At 59.5% G+C, this 16,148-nt stretch carries 13 protein-coding genes; 11 read left to right on the top strand and 2 right to left on the bottom strand.

Annotated elements, in window-relative coordinates:
• Window positions 1–59 precede the first annotated feature (59 nt).
• The 11 genes from AC097O_RS00755 (at window position 60) to fdhA (ending at window position 14,097) form a co-directional block, all read left to right on the top strand.
• A complete protein-coding gene (locus AC097O_RS00755) occupies window positions 60–1,292 on the top strand; it encodes an amidohydrolase family protein (RefSeq protein WP_479590859.1) in 1,233 nt (410 codons plus the stop codon).
• A complete protein-coding gene (locus tag AC097O_RS00750; RefSeq protein WP_479590857.1) occupies window positions 1,289–2,182 on the top strand; it encodes an alpha/beta hydrolase in 894 nt (297 codons plus the stop codon). The genes AC097O_RS00755 and AC097O_RS00750 overlap by 4 nt, the downstream gene beginning before the upstream one ends.
• Window positions 2,183–2,267: 85 nt before the next feature.
• Entirely contained in the window at window positions 2,268–3,902 is a 1,635-nt protein-coding gene (locus tag AC097O_RS00745) for a DUF1302 domain-containing protein (protein WP_479590855.1), read from the top strand.
• Window positions 3,903–3,922: 20 nt separating this feature from the next.
• A complete protein-coding gene (locus AC097O_RS00740; protein ID WP_479590853.1) occupies window positions 3,923–5,269 on the top strand; it encodes a DUF1329 domain-containing protein in 1,347 nt (448 codons plus the stop codon).
• Between the two features lie 34 nt (window positions 5,270–5,303).
• Entirely contained in the window at window positions 5,304–6,308 is a 1,005-nt protein-coding gene (locus AC097O_RS00735) for a formylglycine-generating enzyme family protein (RefSeq protein ID WP_479590851.1), read from the top strand.
• Between the two features lie 36 nt (window positions 6,309–6,344).
• Window positions 6,345–7,487 carry an MFS transporter gene (locus tag AC097O_RS00730; RefSeq protein WP_479590849.1) on the top strand — a complete coding sequence of 381 codons (1,143 nt, stop codon included), beginning with the start codon at window positions 6,345–6,347 and terminating at the stop codon, window positions 7,485–7,487.
• A 67-nt stretch (window positions 7,488–7,554) separates the two neighbouring features.
• Window positions 7,555–9,297 carry an arylsulfatase gene (locus tag AC097O_RS00725; RefSeq protein ID WP_479590847.1) on the top strand — a complete coding sequence of 581 codons (1,743 nt, stop codon included), beginning with the start codon at window positions 7,555–7,557 and terminating at the stop codon, window positions 9,295–9,297.
• 139 nt (window positions 9,298–9,436) lie between these two features.
• On the top strand, window positions 9,437–10,471 hold the full coding sequence (locus AC097O_RS00720) for an aromatic ring-hydroxylating dioxygenase subunit alpha (RefSeq protein WP_479590845.1): 1,035 nt from the start codon (window positions 9,437–9,439) through the stop codon (window positions 10,469–10,471).
• Between the two features lie 200 nt (window positions 10,472–10,671).
• Window positions 10,672–11,637, top strand: coding sequence for a PDR/VanB family oxidoreductase (locus tag AC097O_RS00715; RefSeq protein ID WP_479590843.1), 966 nt, complete (start codon window positions 10,672–10,674; stop codon window positions 11,635–11,637).
• 225 nt (window positions 11,638–11,862) lie between these two features.
• Window positions 11,863–12,840 (top strand): Bug family tripartite tricarboxylate transporter substrate binding protein, encoded by a 978-nt coding sequence (locus tag AC097O_RS00710; protein ID WP_479590841.1) that lies wholly within the window; start codon window positions 11,863–11,865, stop codon window positions 12,838–12,840.
• A gap of 60 nt (window positions 12,841–12,900) precedes the next feature.
• The gene (gene fdhA, locus AC097O_RS00705; RefSeq protein WP_479590839.1) at window positions 12,901–14,097 is read left to right on the top strand and encodes a formaldehyde dehydrogenase, glutathione-independent; all 1,197 of its coding nucleotides are present in this window, start codon (window positions 12,901–12,903) and stop codon (window positions 14,095–14,097) included.
• A gap of 563 nt (window positions 14,098–14,660) precedes the next feature.
• Here fdhA and AC097O_RS00700 read toward each other — a convergent pair.
• Window positions 14,661–15,452, bottom strand: coding sequence for a metallophosphoesterase (locus tag AC097O_RS00700; protein WP_479590837.1), 792 nt, complete (start codon window positions 15,450–15,452; stop codon window positions 14,661–14,663).
• Window positions 15,430–15,840, bottom strand: coding sequence for a hypothetical protein (locus AC097O_RS00695; protein WP_479590835.1), 411 nt, complete (start codon window positions 15,838–15,840; stop codon window positions 15,430–15,432). Before AC097O_RS00695 ends, AC097O_RS00700 begins: the two co-directional genes overlap by 23 nt.
• Window positions 15,841–16,148: the final 308 nt, after the last annotated feature.

Raw genomic sequence — 16,148 nt, 5'->3', positions numbered from 1 at the left:
TGGCAAGCCGTCAGCCGACAGAAATTTTCCCTTTCTTCAACACAAATAGGAGTCATCCCATGAATACCGTCTTTACCAACGTCCGGATCTTTGACGGCACGGGCAGCGCCCCGTTTGCTGGTGAACTGCGCGTCGAGGGCAACCGCATCGTGTCGGTGACCCGGCATCCCGAGACAGTGTCCCGTGCTGATGCAGCTCTCATCGACGGGCATGGCCAGGTGCTGATGCCAGGCTTGGTGGAGGCCCACGCCCACCTGACTTGGCCCTCGTCCGTCGAGAAGTTTGTGCCTGGCATGTACCTCCCGCCCGAAGAGCTGGCGCTGACAGCTGCGCGCAATGCGCGGATCCTCCTTGACCACGGCTATACCAGCGCTTACTCGGCAGGTGCCTTGAGCAAGAAGCTTGAAATATTCCTGAACGAGCAAATCATTTCCGGGGGCATGCCAGGCCCACGCCTAATCCCGTCGTCGGTCGAGCGCGAACCGCCCAACGAGACCGACCTGGACCCTGGCCATGTGGCTGACCACCAGCGTGGCCCCGAGGGCATGCGCACCTTCGTCAAGGAATGCGCCGACATTGGCGCCAAGGCGGTGAAGTTCCTCATCTCCGGGGAAAGTGCCCTCAAGCCCGGCGCCTCGCAACAGCTGCTGTACAGCGAGGCAGAACTGATGGCCGCTGGCGAGCAGGCCCGTAAGTCCAATGTGTGGCTGACCGGCCATGCCCACGCCGCCGAAGCAGTGAAGCTCGGCGTGAAGGCGGGCTTTCGGGTGCTTTACCACTGCACCTATGCCGACGATGAGGCGCTGGCGATGCTGGCGGCCCACAAGGACACGATCTTCATTGCTCCGACGATCGGTATCGTGCAGGCCACCCTGGACGCCAACCCGCCGCCGCACTTCAACATGACCCACATGAAGGCGGACGCCGCCATCGTGCTGGAGCACCAGAAAGCGCTGGTGCCCAAGCTGCGCGCCCTGGGCGTCAAGCTGCTGCCCGGTGGCGACTACGGCTTTCCCTTCAACCCCAATGGCCGCAATGCCTGGGACCTGGAACTTTGGGTTCGCCACTTTGGCTACACGCCGGCCGAGGTCCTGCACGCGGCCACCGCGCTCGGCGGCGAGATCATGGGCATGGGCACTGAGCTGGGCCAGCTGCGCGAAGGCTACTTGGCCGACTTGCTGCTGGTGGATGGCGATCCCACGGTCGATGTACGGGTGTTGCAGGACAAGCGCAAGCTGACCGCCATCATGAAGGATGGTTGCTTCCACAAGGCGCTCGAGGTGGTTGCATGACGGCCATGCCGGCCTCCATGGCAGCCCGGCTGCGCGAGATGGGCAATGACCTGCCGGCGGTGGCTGCGCTCTACGCCCCCTTGCTGGCGGCGCAGGACCGCAGCGCTGTGTCCAGGCGCAGCGACCTGGTCTATGGACCGCACGCGCGTCACCGTCTCGATGTCTACGCGCCTGACGCACCGGCGCCGGCGAACGGCTGGCCGGTGGTGGTGTTTTTTCACGGGGGCGGCTTCATCCGTGGCAACAAGGAGCACCGGGAGAACCTGGGCTGGTTCCTGGCCCGGCAAGGCTTCGTGGCCGTGCTGCCCAACTACCGCCTGGCGCCCGAGAGCGCGTGGCCCTGTGGTCCTCAGGACGTCGTGGCCGTCTGGCAGTGGGTGCGGCAGGCCGCCCCGTCGATCGGCGCGGACCCTTCCGGCATCGTCTTGGCTGGTGAATCCGCAGGCGCGGCCCATGTGGCGGCTGCCGTGCTGCGCAAGGAATTCCAGCCCGCAGACTGGGATGTGCGCGGCGCGGCGCTGTTGTCCGGCCCATACAACCCCCGGCTGGAGGGCTTGGCCCGGCCGCAATTCGGTATCGCCACCCCGGACCCGCGCAACGAAGCCTATTTCGGGGCCGATCTGTCGGCATGGGATGCGGCCTGCACGGTCGATCACGTCACGGCCGACCCGCTGCCGTTGCTGATCAGCTTTACCGAGCTCGACTTGCTGCAAATGCAGGTGCAGGCTGGCGAGTTGTTTGCCCGGCTGGTCAGCCGTCACGGCTTCACGCCCGATTTGCAAGTGATCGCCCAGCACAACCATTTTTCTCAAGGCTACAGCGTTGGCACCGCCGACACGTCGGTCAGTGCGCCCCTGCTGGATTTTTTGCATCGCGTGACGACGGCCTGAAAGACCCGTTCATCGATTTCATCCGTTTTCCCCCACGACACTGCCTGAACAGCGGTTTTCATTTCGATAACAACAGGAGACATTCATGAAAAAACAAGATGACAAAGATACAAAGTCCAAGCGACCTCCCGGCGTGCTGCGCCTGACCGCTGCAGCAGCCTTGATGGCTGCGACGCAGGCGCATGCTTTTGAGATCAAGACCGACAACCCCGATCTTGAAATGAGCTGGAACAACACCATCAAGTACAGCGCCGCCTATCGGCTGGATGAACAGCTGCCCCTTCTGGTGAGCAACCGCAACCAGGATGATGGCGACCGCAATTTCAGCAAAGGTTTGATCCAGAACCGTTTCGATCTGCTGTCCGAGTTTGATGCGAAATACAAGAATTTCGGTCTGCGCGTCAGCGCGGCGGCTTGGCGCGATGCCGCTTACCTCGGTGCCAATGATCATCCCGCAGGCAATACCTCCAACCGGCCGGCCTCGCAGCCTCGCAATGCATTCTCGGATGCCGTTCGCAAGGATTTGGGTCAAGACATTGAACTACTTGATGCGTTTGTGTACGGCCAGTTTGACTTGGATGGAAAGCCGCTGACGGCCCGCCTAGGACGCCACTCGCTGGTGTGGGGCGAAAGTCTGTTTTTTGCCGCCAACTCGATTGCAGCCGGCATGAACCCCACCGACGTCATCAAGGCGCGGTCAGTGCCGGGCTCCACGACAAAGGAAATCATCCGGCCAGTAGGCAAGCTGTCTGTTGATGCCCAAGTGACCGAGAACTGGTCGGTATCGGCCTATGTCCCCTACGAGTGGGAGAACTCCAAGGTGCCATGGGCGGGATCGTACTTTTCAGCAGGCGAAAACCTGGCGCCCGCCGGGGAACTTTCGTACCGCGGTGCGACGACATTCACCATTATTGATGCGCAAAAGCCAAAGAGCAGCGGACAGGGCGGCGTCAGTCTGCGTTGGCGCGCGGAGGCGCTCGATACCGATTTTGGGTTCCATGCCATCCGGTATCACGCCAATGGACCGGTCAACTTCTTCTATCAAACCGCCGCCAGGCAGCTGCAGTGGGTCACCCATGAAGGGACTCGGGCCTATGGCATCAGCGCAGCGAAGACGATTGGCAACGTGAGCTGGGGCGCAGAGGGGTCGGTTCGTAACAACGTAGCGCTGGCCAGCGATGTCGCGGACAAGACCAACTTTGCGCCTATTGGCGCTGACAACCCAGCGTTTGCAGTGGGCAAGACCGGGCATTTCCAAGTCAACTGGATTGCCACCCTGGCCCCATCGTGGCTGGCCACGGAAGCTTCATTCGTCGGTGAGCTGGCCTGGAACCGCTTGCTGAGCGTCGACTACGGCGCGAGCCTGCTGGCGCGTCGCGCCACCCGCGACGCAACCGCCATTCGCTTGCAGTACACCCCCACCTACCGCCAGGCGCTCGACGGCCTGGATCTGTCGGTGCCCGTGGGCATTGGCTACACCCTGGGTCGTTCTGCCGCTCTGGGCCCTGCATTCGGTCCGGACAAGGGCGGGGACGTGCGTGTCGGCTTGGCTGGAACCTATCTGAACAAGTGGCTCTTCAGCCTGGACTACACGCGCTTTTTTGGCAAGGCCGACCTGAACACGTCGCCCATCAATGGTGTGGGCGCGCCCACTTTTTCCTACGCGCAATCCTTCAAGGACCGTAACTTCGTGTCGGTTTCTGTGCGCACTACTTTCTGAACTCAATTTAGGAGACATTCATGACCAATCGACGCAGTGTGATCGGCGCAGCCGTATTATTTTTGTCGGTGTTGCCCGCCTGGGCCGCCGTTTCTGCAGACGAGGCCGCCAAACTCAAGAGCGAACTCACGCCTCTGGGGGCGGAAAAGGCTGCCAATGCGGCAGGCACTATCCCGGCGTGGACAGGCGGCTTCAAATCAGCGATCGCGGGTGATAAGCCGGGTGGCCGTCGTGGCGATCCTTTCAAGGACGACAAGCCTTTGTATTCCGTGACCGCAAAGAACATGGACCAGTACGCCGACAAGCTCAGTGACGGCGTCAAGGCCCTGTTCAAGAAATACCCCAACAGTTACCGGATTGACGTGTACCCCACGCGTCGCACGGCCAATGCGCCAGACTGGGTGTACCAGAACACGGCCAAGAACGCAGTCAAGGGCAAGCTTGATGGGCATTCGCCAGTTGACGTGTACGGCGGCATTCCGTTTCCTATCCCGAAAAACGGCATTGAAGCCATGTGGAACCACAAGCTCAACTGGCGTGGCAGTTCATGGGAGGTGGACGTGAACCAATACCAGATCACGGGCGACGGCAAGGTGGTACTGACCAACGACGTTAAGCTGCGCCAGAGCATGCCGTATTACTTTGAGGACGGAAGTGCGGACAAATTCGACGGCTACTTCTGGGAGATCAATCTGGTCAGCAAAGGCCCGCCGATCCGTGCCGGGGAAAGCGTCGTGGGACGGCAGAACCTGGAGGAAGAAAAGACTTCGTCCTATGTTTACCTGGCCGGACAACGCCGCGTTCGCAAGCTGCCCAACGCCTGTTGCGACACGCCAACGGCCAACACGGCGGGCTTGATGACCTTTGACGAGCTCAGTGTCTTTTCTGGCAAGACATCGCTGTTCGACTGGAAGCTGGTGGGCAAGAAGGAAATGCTCATTCCCTACAACCAGAACCGCTTCCTGCAGGCCAAGGAGTCCGACATCATCAAGGGCAACCACCTGAATCCGGACCATGTGCGTTGGGAGCTGCATCGGGTGTGGGTTGTGGAGGCCAAGCTCGCAGCGGGCGAACGCCATCAGGCGCCCAAGAGTGTGTACTACCTGGATGAAGACTCTTGGCAGGCCATGCTGGGCGACCGCTGGGATGCCAATGGGCAGCTCTGGAAGACGCTGTGGGGCTTTAACTTCGCGATGCCGGAAATTGGCGGTTCGGTGCAGCAGACCTTTGGCTACTACGATCTGCTTTCCGGCACGGGCTATGTGGCCAACGTGATGAACGACAAGTCGTTCCATCAACGCGCTTCGGAGCGCTGGCCTGCTGTGATCTTCACCTCCACCGGGCTCACGTCCCAGGGCGGGCGTTGAGGTGAGCGGCCGGGTTTCTGCTGTCTTGCGCTGGATGCGTGCAGTTCGTGCGGATCTTTGGGCGCTGGCCGCTGCCGGCACCTTCGGGCTCGCTGCGGTCTCCGTTGGTGCTCCAGAGCACCCGTCAGCAGCCTCCAGCGCTAGGCTCTGCACGGAGGGTTCGGGCATGCCGGATGGCTTGGGCAAGCTGGCCCATGCCGGCATGGTCTGGGTGCCGTCAGGTAGGGTGGAACTCGGCTCTCGCAGTGGCTATGCCGACGAGGCCCCAACGGGCGAGAAACTGCCCGTGGCTGCGTTCTGGATGGACCGCACTGAAGTCACCCATGCGCAGTTCGCCAGCTTTGTGCAGGCAACAGGCTATGTGACGCAGGCCGAGCGGGAGGGCGCCGCCGCCGTGTTCCATGCGCCTGCGCGAGGGCAGGCGCCTAAACGAGAGGGCGACTGGTGGGCGTGGGAGGCGGGCGCCAACTGGCGCATGCCCGAAGGCCCGAAAAGCCCCGTGAAGGCGCGGCCCAACGAACCGGTCGTGATGGTGACCTATCACGATGCATTGGCCTATGCACGCTGGCTGGGCCGGGACTTGCCAACCGAGGCCGAGTGGGAGTACGCCGCCCTGGGCGGCGGGTCACCGGAACAGATCGACCGCGAGCCCCGCGATCCGAATGGCCGACCGGTGGCGAATTACTGGCAGGGCATGTTCCCGGACATCAACGTCAAGGAGGACGGCTATGCCGCGCTGGCGCCGGTGGGGTGCTTCCCCGCCAACGGCTACGGACTGCTCGACATGATCGGCAACGTCTGGGAACTCACGCGCGACCGGTACACCGGTGCGCACCAAGCCCATGGAAATGGTGACCCCAAGGCCTCTATTGCATCTATGGGCGGGGCGCCGCGCCGCGGTGAAGCCATGGTCATCAAGGGCGGGTCATTCATGTGTGCGGCGAACTATTGTGTGCGCTACCGGGTGGCGGCGCGTCACCCCCACGAGGCGGACATGGCGACATCGCATGTGGGCTTCAGAACCGTGCTTCGTCCCTGAGCGCAGCCTTAAAATTTTTGAAAGATTGGAATACTCATGTCTAGCACTGATCGATGGCCTGGCCGAATCGCCCTCATGGTGGCGCACTGTGCCGGTATGGTGGACCTGGTGGCTTTGCCTGTTTGGGTAGGTACCTTGATCGCGCACTACCAGCTTGACCCCCAGCAAGCCGGTGGCCTTGTGACCCTGTTCCTGGTGGGCGCAGTGGTCAGCAGCCTGTTTTTTTCGTCAAGGTTCAACCGCATGAGCGGCAGAGTGGCCGCGACCCTTGGTTTTGGCTTGGCGGCTCTGGCGTTCTTTGTGCTGTCCGCTGTCGAAAGCTATGCCGCTATGGCGGCTTTGCATGCGGTGGCGGGTGTGGCTGTTGGCTGTGGCTTGAGCTTCACGCACGGGACGATCGGGCGCTCTGCCCGCCCGCATCAGCTGTTCGCCATCGTCGGTATTTCGCTCGGCGTGTTTGCGATTCTTTTTTTTGGAGCGACGCCCAAGCTCGTGGAGGCATTTGGTGGTCCGACGCTTTTTTATGTGTTTGGTGGGGTGATGGCGGTGGCGACCTTGGTTTGTGGGGTGGCGTTTCCCCGGGTCGAACCCCGCGAGCAGGAGGTCAACACTGGCAAACCCGTATCTTTGCCGTCTGCCGTCTGGTTCTGCATTGCCGGCGTGACACTGATGTCGCTTGTGCAAGCCATGACCTTCAGCTTTGTCGAGCGCATGGGGAGCGATCGGGGCTTTGGCGTCGACGCGATCACGGGCGTGCTCATTGCTCTGGGTATTGTGAACCTGATGCCTTCCGCGCTGGCAGTCGCATTGGAGCGCCGACTGTCGGCGCCCACAGTGCTGTTGGTGGGTCCGTTCATGCAGGCCATCATTGCGCTGCTCATCACGCAAAGCTCGACATTCATTCCCTATGCCGCCGGTGCCATCGTGTTCACCGCAGTGATTATTTTCACGCAGCCGTTCGCGTTCGGCTTGTTGGCGCGGCTCGACCCCAGTGGTCGTGCGGCGGCCTCCACGCCAGCCATGCTGATGCTCGGCTCGGCGATCGGTCCGATTCTGGGCGGCACGCTGGTAAAGCTGCAAGGCTACAGCAGCCTGGGCATCGCTGCCGTCGTGATCGCTGCGATCGCCATGGGCTGCTTTCGCCAGACACGCACGTCCGCTCAATCGGCGATCGCCTGATTTGCCTGGAAACCGCTCGCGTTAATGTCACGCAACTTCATTCTTAAACCAAGAGACAGAGATAAACATGAAATCCAACATCACCCCGATCAGGTCTGCTTGTATCACTTTGGTCATTGGCGTCGCCGTCATCGGTCTGAGTGGCTGTGCCCTGCCGAATAGTGCCGACAAGTCGCTGGCTGCTCCCTCAGCCAAGTTCCGCCCTAACGTGTTGCTGATCGTTGCCGACGATCTGGGTTATTCCGACCTCGGTGCTTTCGGTGGCGAGATCCCAACGCCCCATCTCGACCGTCTGGCGGGGGAAGGGCGACTGCTGACGAACCACTACGTCAACCCGACCTGTTCACCCACGCGGGCGTCGCTGATGTCGGGCACCGACCACCACCTGTCGGGTTTGGGCACTATGGGGGAAAACCTTCGGTCCATACCGCAGTTTCGTGGTCGGCGCGGCTATGAAGGCTATCTGAATGAGCATGTGAATTGGTTGCCAGAACTGCTGAAGGATTCTGGTTACCACACCTATATGGCGGGCAAGTGGCATCTTGGCAATGAGCCCACGGCCTGGCCAGTGGCGCGAGGATTTGAAGCCTCGTTCGCCTTGTTGCAAGGAGGGGGCTCTCATTTTGCATCCGTGCCAGGCAAGCCCATTGCGGCGGACCGGCCCAATTATGTGGAAGACAATGCCAATGTCGAGCTGCCCGCAGATTTCTACTCGACGACTACCTTCACCGACAAGCTGATCGGGTACTTGAAGCGCAACCAGGCAACTGGAAAGCCGTTCTTTGCCTATGCGGCCTACTCCGCGCCCCATTGGCCGCTGCACGCACCCGACGAGGATATTGCGAAATTCAAAGGCCGCTATGACGCTGGCTACGAGGTGATCCGCAACGAAAGGCTGGCCCGCCAGAAGGCGCTAGGCTTGCTGCCTGCCGACTTCAAGGTAGCAGCAGCCATTCCCGCCTCCGCCGATTACCCGACGTGGTCGATGCTAAGCCCGCAAGACCGGGCTACGGAGGCACGCAAGATGGAGGTGTACGCCGCCATGGTCCACAACATGGACCGCAACATCGGGCGTCTGGTTAAGCACCTCAAGGACACTGGCCAGTACGACAACACGATGATCCTGTTCATGTCGGACAACGGCGCCGAACCTAGTGACAGCTTTTTCCCAAATAACCCCAACACCGACAACAGCATCGACAACATCGGCCGGCGCTTGTCCAATGTCGGCTATGGCGCGCGCTGGGCTGAAGTCAGCGCAACACCATTTCTGCATTTCAAGGGCTGGAACTCCGAGGGCGGCATTGCTTCGCCATCCATTGTTCGCATGCCCGGACAGACCCGGCCTCTGCCCACGTTCACGGCACCGACGCACGTGTCTGACATTGCTCCCAGCGTGCTCGAACTTGCAGGTATCCAGCAGCCCCCGGGCGTCTACCAGGGGCGCACCGTTCTGCCCATGACAGGTGTGAACCTGATTCCATCGTTGAAAAGTACAGAGCCGCAGGCCGATGTCAGGCAGCGCGTGATCGCCGGTGAGTTGTTTGGTGGGCGCTGGCTGATCGACGGCCGCTGGAAACTGGTTTCCGTGATGACTCCGTTTGGTGACAACACCTGGCAGCTGTTTGACATTCATGCCGACCGTGGAGAGACCACGAATCTGGCGGCACAGCATCCCGATACCGTCCAACAATTGACCGCAAAGTGGGAGGACTACGCTCGCCGTACGGGAACGGCGTTGATACCGAATACCCGCATGCCCGATCTCCGTTGGGGGCGTCGTCCGATTCCGGGGCAAGATATGCAGTAGGGGAGTCAAGAAGCAGGGGGCGAGTGCTTCTAGGCAAAGGCCGCTTGACCGCGTGCCTTTCCACACGCAAAAGGTAACTTCTCGTGCTCGATTTGTACGGTGTACCTTTATCCATTTTTAAACCTAAATGAGGTGTTTGATGAGTTTCCTAAAAAATGCTTGGTATGTAGCTGCCTGGGCTGACGAGATTTCTCGCTCACTGTTGGCAAGGCAGATACTCGGTGATCCAGTCGTCCTTTATCGCCGGCAAGATGGTACGGTGACGGCTATGGCAGACCGGTGTCCCCACCGCTTCGCGCCGCTATCCATGGGGCGGCTTGCGGGAGACGCTATCGAATGCGCCTACCATGGCCTGCAGTTTGACTGCACCGGAAAATGTGTAGTTAACCCCCATGGCAGTGGACAAATCCCGGTGAAGGCAATGGTCCGTAGCTATCAATTGGTTGAACGATATGGGCTGGTCTGGATTTGGATGGGAGACGCCTCCCAGGCGAAACCGGAGACTATTCCGGAGTTTGAGTTTCTAACGAATCCTGACTTCCAAAATGTCAAAGGCTATACCTTGGCGGAAGGGCACTACGAGCTCATGACCGACAACATTATGGATCTGGGTCATATTGAGTTTTTGCACCCCGGATTGCTTGGCAGCGACGCAGTAAGACGGGCTGGCACGGAAATCATCCAGCAAGGCAACACAGTGCATTCCAACCGTCTGACAGAGAACGAGGTGTTGCCGCCGGTATTGCAGAAGTGGTACGAAGTAGGAGAGCGACCGGTTCAGCGCTGGCTGAACGTCCGCTGGGATCCCGCAGCCACAATGAAACTCACAGTTGGGGTGTTGCCTGTAGGTGAATCGCGTGAACAAGCGCATGAAAGTCAAGGCTGCCATCTGATGACGCCCGCAACTGAAACGACGACACATTATTTCTGGGCCCAAGGTCGAAATTGGGGTGAGCCCAACCCGGAAATGGATGCACTCCGCTTGGACTCATTGCGCAAAGCCTTTGACACCCAGGACAAGCCGATGATCGAGGCTGTGCAGAAAAACATGGGAACTACTGATCTGGATTCGCTCGTGCCAGTGATGTTATCGACTGATGGCGGCCCCGTCCGCGCCCGAAGAGTCCTTAAACAACTTATCCAGCTAGAAGCAAAAGCGGCTTCAGCAGCGTGAAGTGAAAACGCCAGAACAGCTCGAACTCCCCTCACGCCAGCTCGCAGACATCCATGTCGACGTGGGACCAAACAGGGCCCGCCGCCATATTGCCAATTTGCTGAACAAGACCGCCGCACCGACTTCTATCAAGGATGGTGTAGCGCTATCAAATATCACCAAGACACTTAGCTGACCTAACCACGAATCTGGACACATTAATGAAGACACTTGAATTGCACGTTCGTGTCGCACGAAAAAAAACTGAAGCAACAGGCATCGTCAGTTTCGAGTTGGTCAGTGATGACCATCAGCCTTTGCCAGCATTCTCTGCCGGCTCGCACATTGACGTGCATCTGCCCAATGGACTCACTCGTCAATATTCACTCTGCAACGATCCTGACCAAGCACATTGCTACCTCATCGGCGTGTTGCAAAGTGAGCAGTCACGCGGTGGCTCGCAGATCATGCACAAGCAGGTGCACGAAGGTGATGTGCTACACATCAGCGCGCCGAAAAATCATTTTCCGCTCACCCATGACGCGGCTCACAGCATCTTGATCGCCGGTGGCATCGGTGTGACGCCTATCCTCTGCATGGCCGACCGGCTCGCGAAGATTGGTGCATCATTTGAAATGCACTATTGCGCCCGCTCGCCTGATCGGATGGCGTTTCGCAATCGCATCGAAATTTCTTCATACGCTTCGAGCGTGAATTTCTATGCCACCGAAGGAAAAGCCGCAGAAAAACTTGAACTTGACAGTGTTCTGTCATCGTTGCGTCTGGGAGTGCATCTCTACGTTTGTGGACCAAGAGGTTTCATGGATTGGGTTCTCGATGCCGCCCGCGCAGCTGGCTGGCCAACGGAGCAACTGCACTATGAGTTCTTTGGCGCTGAATCCCTCAACACGGAAAATGACCTGAGTTTTGAAGTCGTACTGGCCAGTTCCGGCCGGGTCATCACGGTGGCGAAGGATAAGACTGTGGTTCAAGCGCTGGCGGCTGAAGGCATTGAGATCCCAACCTCGTGCGAACAGGGCGTCTGTGGAACATGCCTGACCCGTGTACTTACAGGAACGCCGGATCATAAGGATTTGTACCTGACTCCAGAAGAACAAGCATGCAACGACCAGTTTACGCCGTGTTGTTCCCGTTCCAAAACGCCTCAATTGACGCTCGATATCTAGCCGCCCCTGCAAAACCCCCACAACCCGCATGCACGCTTGTATTCGGAGAGGCTTTATTGCGCTAAGGCCCGCCATGTGTTGGCGCCGCACCTCCGTGGGGTAAGACTCCTTAAGAACAAGCATGCAACGATCATTTTCTGCCGCGTTCTTCACGATCTCTTACTGATCGACTGATTTTCACTTTGTAAGTCACAGCTTTCTATATCAACAACAGGAGACAGCATAATGAAATCTCGAAGCGTCATATTTGGAGTCCTCACAGCGGCAACTCTATTGACAATTACAGCGCCATCATTTGCCCAGGCATGGCCCAGTCGCCCCCTGAAAATTATCGTATCGCAAGCGGCGGGTGCGGCTCCGGACATTCTGGCTCGACAAATTGCTGACAAGCTGTCCACTGGATTGGGACAGCCTGTGATTGTGGAAAATCGGCCTGGAGCGGGAAATATTATTGGTGCGCAAGCCGCAGCCAAATCGCAACCGGATGGCTATACGTTTTTTCTCGCAACTGCCGCGGCGCTTGTGACAAATCCACTCACCTTCAAGTCTCTGCCGTATCAACCAGATCGTGATTTCAGTGCCGTGTCACTGGTTGGCAAAGGCCCTTTCTTTCTGCTGGCTCATCCGTCGCTCCCCGTGGACAACCTTCGTGATTTGATCGCACTGGACAAGAAATCTCCTGGGAAATTGGCATTTGCGAGCGATGGCACCAGGGGCTTTGCGGGTATGCTGGGAGAGTGGCTAAACAAGTCTGCCGGTACCCAATTCCGTCAGATCCCCTATACGGTGACAACACAAGGACTCCAGGACACCGTAGGAAACACGACGCCCCTAACCGTGCAAGCGGTCGGCGTTGCCGCTTCATTCCTGAAGAGTGGTGGGTTGAAAGCCATAGCAGTGAGTTCGTCCGCAAGAGTTTCCGGTTTTGAAGACGTACCAACCATTGCTGAAACACTGCCTGGCTTCGAAGTCAACGGATGGTTCATTCTTGCAGCCCCATCTGGCACTCCAAACGATGTTATTCGCCGCATGAATGCGGAGATGAACAAGGTACTTTCGGACCCCGTCGTCATAGCAAGAATGCGGGACTTCGGCATTGTGGCCGATGCTGCGGGGACTCCGGAGAACGCCGCGAAGTTTGTCCAAGCTGAAAAGGAGCTGTGGACACGACTGACCCGATCAATTGGCATTGAGCCAGAGTAAACAGTTCCGCAGAGCATTTTCCATCTGGTTTCGCTACTATCTCAAATACAAGGAATCATCATGTCAACAAACAAAGGCGTTGTTTACGTCGAGCAAGGCAAAGTCGAAGTCCGTTCCATTGACTTTCCGAAGCTGCTCAACCCGAAGGGACGCACCGCCAACCACGGGGTGATTCTCAAGGTGCTGACCACCAACATCTGCGGCTCCGACCAGCACATGGTTCGCGGGCGCACCACGGCGCCTGCCGGCTTGGTGCTCGGCCACGAGATCACCGGCGAAGTGATCGAAGCCGGCAAGGACGTCGAAACCCTGGAAGTCGGCGACATCGTCTCAGTGCCATTCAACGTCGCCTGCGGGCGCTGCCGCCTGTGCAAGGAACGTCAGACCGGCGTCTGCCTCACCGTTAACGAATCCCGTCCCGGCGGAGCCTATGGCTATGTCGACATGGGCGGCTGGGTCGGCGGCCAGGCCGAATATGTCATGGTGCCGTATGCCGACTTCAACCTGCTTAAATTCCCGGATCGCGCCCAGGCGATTGAAAAGATCCGCGACCTGACCTGCCTGTCGGACATCCTGCCAACTGGCTACCACGGCGCCGTCACCGCAGGCGTCGGTCCCGGCAGCACGGTGTATGTGGCAGGAGCCGGTCCGGTCGGCCTGGCCGCAGCCGCATCAGCTCGCCTGCTGGGCGCGGCGGTGGTGATCGTGGGCGACGTCAATCCGGCACGCCTAAAGCATGCCAAAAGCGTCGGCTTTGAAACCGCGGACCTCTCCACCGACGTGCCGCTTGCAGACCAGATCGCGCAGATCCTGGGTGTTCCGGAAGTGGACAGCGCCATCGACGCCGTCGGCTTTGAAGCCAAAGGCCACGGCCACGAAGGCGCGCAGCACGAAGCGCCCGCCACGGTGCTCAATTCCCTCATGGAGATCACGCGAGCGGCAGGCAAGATCGGCATTCCCGGCCTGTACGTCACGGAAGACCCAGGCGGCGTGGACAAGGCGGCCAGGACCGGCTCGCTGAGCATCCGCCTCGGCCTGGGCTGGGCCAAGTCGCACAGCTTCATGACCGGGCAGACGCCGGTGATGCAATACAACCGCGCACTCATGCAGGCGATTCTGTGGGACCGCATCAAGATCGCCGACATCGTGGGCGTCAAGTTGATCTCGCTGGATGAGGCACCGGCCGGTTACGCCCAGTTCGATGCCGGTGCGCCGACCAAGTTCGTGATCGATCCGCACAACCAATTGATCCGATAACGAGAGTGCTCCCTGACAGTTGACTGGCTGGCTCGCATCCGGTGAACCACGCTCAATGGCTACGTCAAGTTGGGTAGTGCCAAGGTGGTCGGCGGGCTGATCAGTCGCAACAACGAGGGCAGCGCCGCCACACCGCGCAGCGATCTGATCTTTGTCGGTGTTAGCTATCCCGTGACGCCCAGCTCCACGGTGGACGCCCAGCTGTCGCAGCTGAAGTTCAAGGACTCGGGCAACAAGGCACAGTTGACGATTGTGCGCGGCACGTGCAGCGCTGTCCAAGCGCACGGCGGCATATGCGGGCCTAGGTCAGATCGGAAACGACGGGGCGCTGGCGATCTCGGTCAGCGCCGGAGCACCCGGCAGCAACCCCATCGCCGGGGCCTCGCAGACGGACATGGCAGCGGGCTTGCGCCACTCTTTCTTAGCATTCTCCAGACCGGCCCACTCGCATATTGACCGCTGACGGCCGTCGCGGTTAAAGCTCAGACGTCGGAAGGCTGCCAGCGATGCTGGCAGCAGTTGGTCAATGTCACGAGCCCTGTGCGTGAGCACAACCGTCGCACTCAAACCTCGACCACAAAGGTCCGCGCAAACATCGCATTCTCAAACACAAGGCCTGCAGCCTCCTTTGCTGACTGCCGGTTGCGGGCATAGCCCGCCGGATTGGCCACCACCCGGCAGCCATGGACTGCGTAGTCAAAGGAGTCGTGCACATGGCCATGGACCCACAGATCGGCGCACGGAAGCAGTGCACTCAAGTCGCTGTTGAACGCTGCATTCAAGGGTTCACCTGCGTAACGCGGATGGGTCGACAGTGGATGCGGGCCATGGTGGCTGATGACCACCGTTTTGCCGTGGTACGGAACCCGCAGTTCCGCTTCAAGCCATGCGCGGCAGAGTTCATGTTCTGCCAGCGCCCGCTGTGCCGTGAACATGCTGTTGCCGCAACGGATCAGGGAGTGGTCGGTGATGCGGGGTTCGGCGTAGGCCATCAGCTGTTGCTGCGTGCGATCGGCACCTAGCCGGTAGTCAGTCCACAAGGTCGTACCTAAAAACCGGATGCCATCGATGTCGATCGCATCGTTGTCCAGAAACCGGACGTTGGTGCCCTGGGCTGCTACGCGTAGGCTGTCCCGTGTGGCTTGGAGGTCGCATTTGTAAAACTCATGGTTACCTGCGAGATAGAGGACGGGCACGGGCCAATTCCGGAATAGCTCTATCGCATCAGTACCGTGGCCGATATCGCCCGCGAGTACCAAGAGATCCGCCTCGGCAGCAGGTTGGATCAGCCGTTCGGTCGGAAACCGTTGTTTCAGGAACTCGAGATGCAGGTCACTGGCGATTTGAAGGTGCATGGGAGCTCTCCTCCGGATTGGTGCTGGACGAGGCGGTTGCGAAGTCTGCTGATGCCACTGCGGCTTGTAGGCGCTCTGCCAGGGGTATCAGCGCATCCCAGAGCACCCCATGGCATTCCGGGATCAGTCGTGTGGCCAGATGCATTTGCGCGGAGGCGAATTCCGCGTTGCGCCAGCCGAGTTTGTCGGCAGCCAACCCGAAGATCGCCGGGTCCGGATGGTTGATCTGGCCTAAGACCTCCTCAGCCAGGCACAAGGACCACATGTAACAAGCTTCAAAAGCCAGGTCGGCCCGCGTTAGAAGGGAGTTCTCGATGCGTCGCGCATCTTGCAGGTAGGCCTCGGCCATCGCGCACCATGCCAGTCTTTTGGCTTCTTTAGTCTGCATTTTTTCCTTTCGTGGAGACACTACTCTTCGAGGGGCGTGTAGCGCGGTCGTTTCTGATGGTTCACAAGATAAGCGGCCAGGTCCTGCCGATGCGCAGCTATCGCCGCATGGGTGTTTCTCCAAAGCGGGGAAGGGTGTTCATGGAAAGTTGTGGGTGATTCTTCACTATGCCGTGGCATGCCATGACGCCGCAATACCGGGAAACTGTGCCCAGCTTCATGGCAGAGGCCTGCAGTGTCCGGCGATAGCCAGGGGAAGGCACCGCTGGCGGTGGCTCAAGCAAATGTCGGCGACAACAGCCTGATTTC

This window comes from Rhodoferax sp. LS1P39 (assembly GCF_056521425.1).
This window is presented reverse-complemented; position numbering and strand designations above follow the sequence as displayed.

What these genes read in the sequence shown, in the direction of transcription:
- AC097O_RS00755 (WP_479590859.1), top strand. Translation starts at nt 60, where the DNA reads ATGAATACCGTCTTTACCAACGTCCGGATCTTTGACGGCACGGGCAGC.
- AC097O_RS00750 (WP_479590857.1), top strand. Translation starts at nt 1,289, where the DNA reads ATGACGGCCATGCCGGCCTCCATGGCAGCCCGGCTGCGCGAGATGGGC.
- AC097O_RS00745 (WP_479590855.1), top strand. Translation starts at nt 2,268, where the DNA reads ATGAAAAAACAAGATGACAAAGATACAAAGTCCAAGCGACCTCCCGGC.
- AC097O_RS00740 (WP_479590853.1), top strand. Translation starts at nt 3,923, where the DNA reads ATGACCAATCGACGCAGTGTGATCGGCGCAGCCGTATTATTTTTGTCG.
- AC097O_RS00735 (WP_479590851.1), top strand. Translation starts at nt 5,304, where the DNA reads ATGCGTGCAGTTCGTGCGGATCTTTGGGCGCTGGCCGCTGCCGGCACC.
- AC097O_RS00730 (WP_479590849.1), top strand. Translation starts at nt 6,345, where the DNA reads ATGTCTAGCACTGATCGATGGCCTGGCCGAATCGCCCTCATGGTGGCG.
- AC097O_RS00725 (WP_479590847.1), top strand. Translation starts at nt 7,555, where the DNA reads ATGAAATCCAACATCACCCCGATCAGGTCTGCTTGTATCACTTTGGTC.
- AC097O_RS00720 (WP_479590845.1), top strand. Translation starts at nt 9,437, where the DNA reads ATGAGTTTCCTAAAAAATGCTTGGTATGTAGCTGCCTGGGCTGACGAG.
- AC097O_RS00715 (WP_479590843.1), top strand. Translation starts at nt 10,672, where the DNA reads ATGAAGACACTTGAATTGCACGTTCGTGTCGCACGAAAAAAAACTGAA.
- AC097O_RS00710 (WP_479590841.1), top strand. Translation starts at nt 11,863, where the DNA reads ATGAAATCTCGAAGCGTCATATTTGGAGTCCTCACAGCGGCAACTCTA.
- fdhA (WP_479590839.1), top strand. Translation starts at nt 12,901, where the DNA reads ATGTCAACAAACAAAGGCGTTGTTTACGTCGAGCAAGGCAAAGTCGAA.
- AC097O_RS00700 (WP_479590837.1), bottom strand. Translation starts at nt 15,452, where the DNA reads ATGCACCTTCAAATCGCCAGTGACCTGCATCTCGAGTTCCTGAAACAA.
- AC097O_RS00695 (WP_479590835.1), bottom strand. Translation starts at nt 15,840, where the DNA reads ATGCAGACTAAAGAAGCCAAAAGACTGGCATGGTGCGCGATGGCCGAG.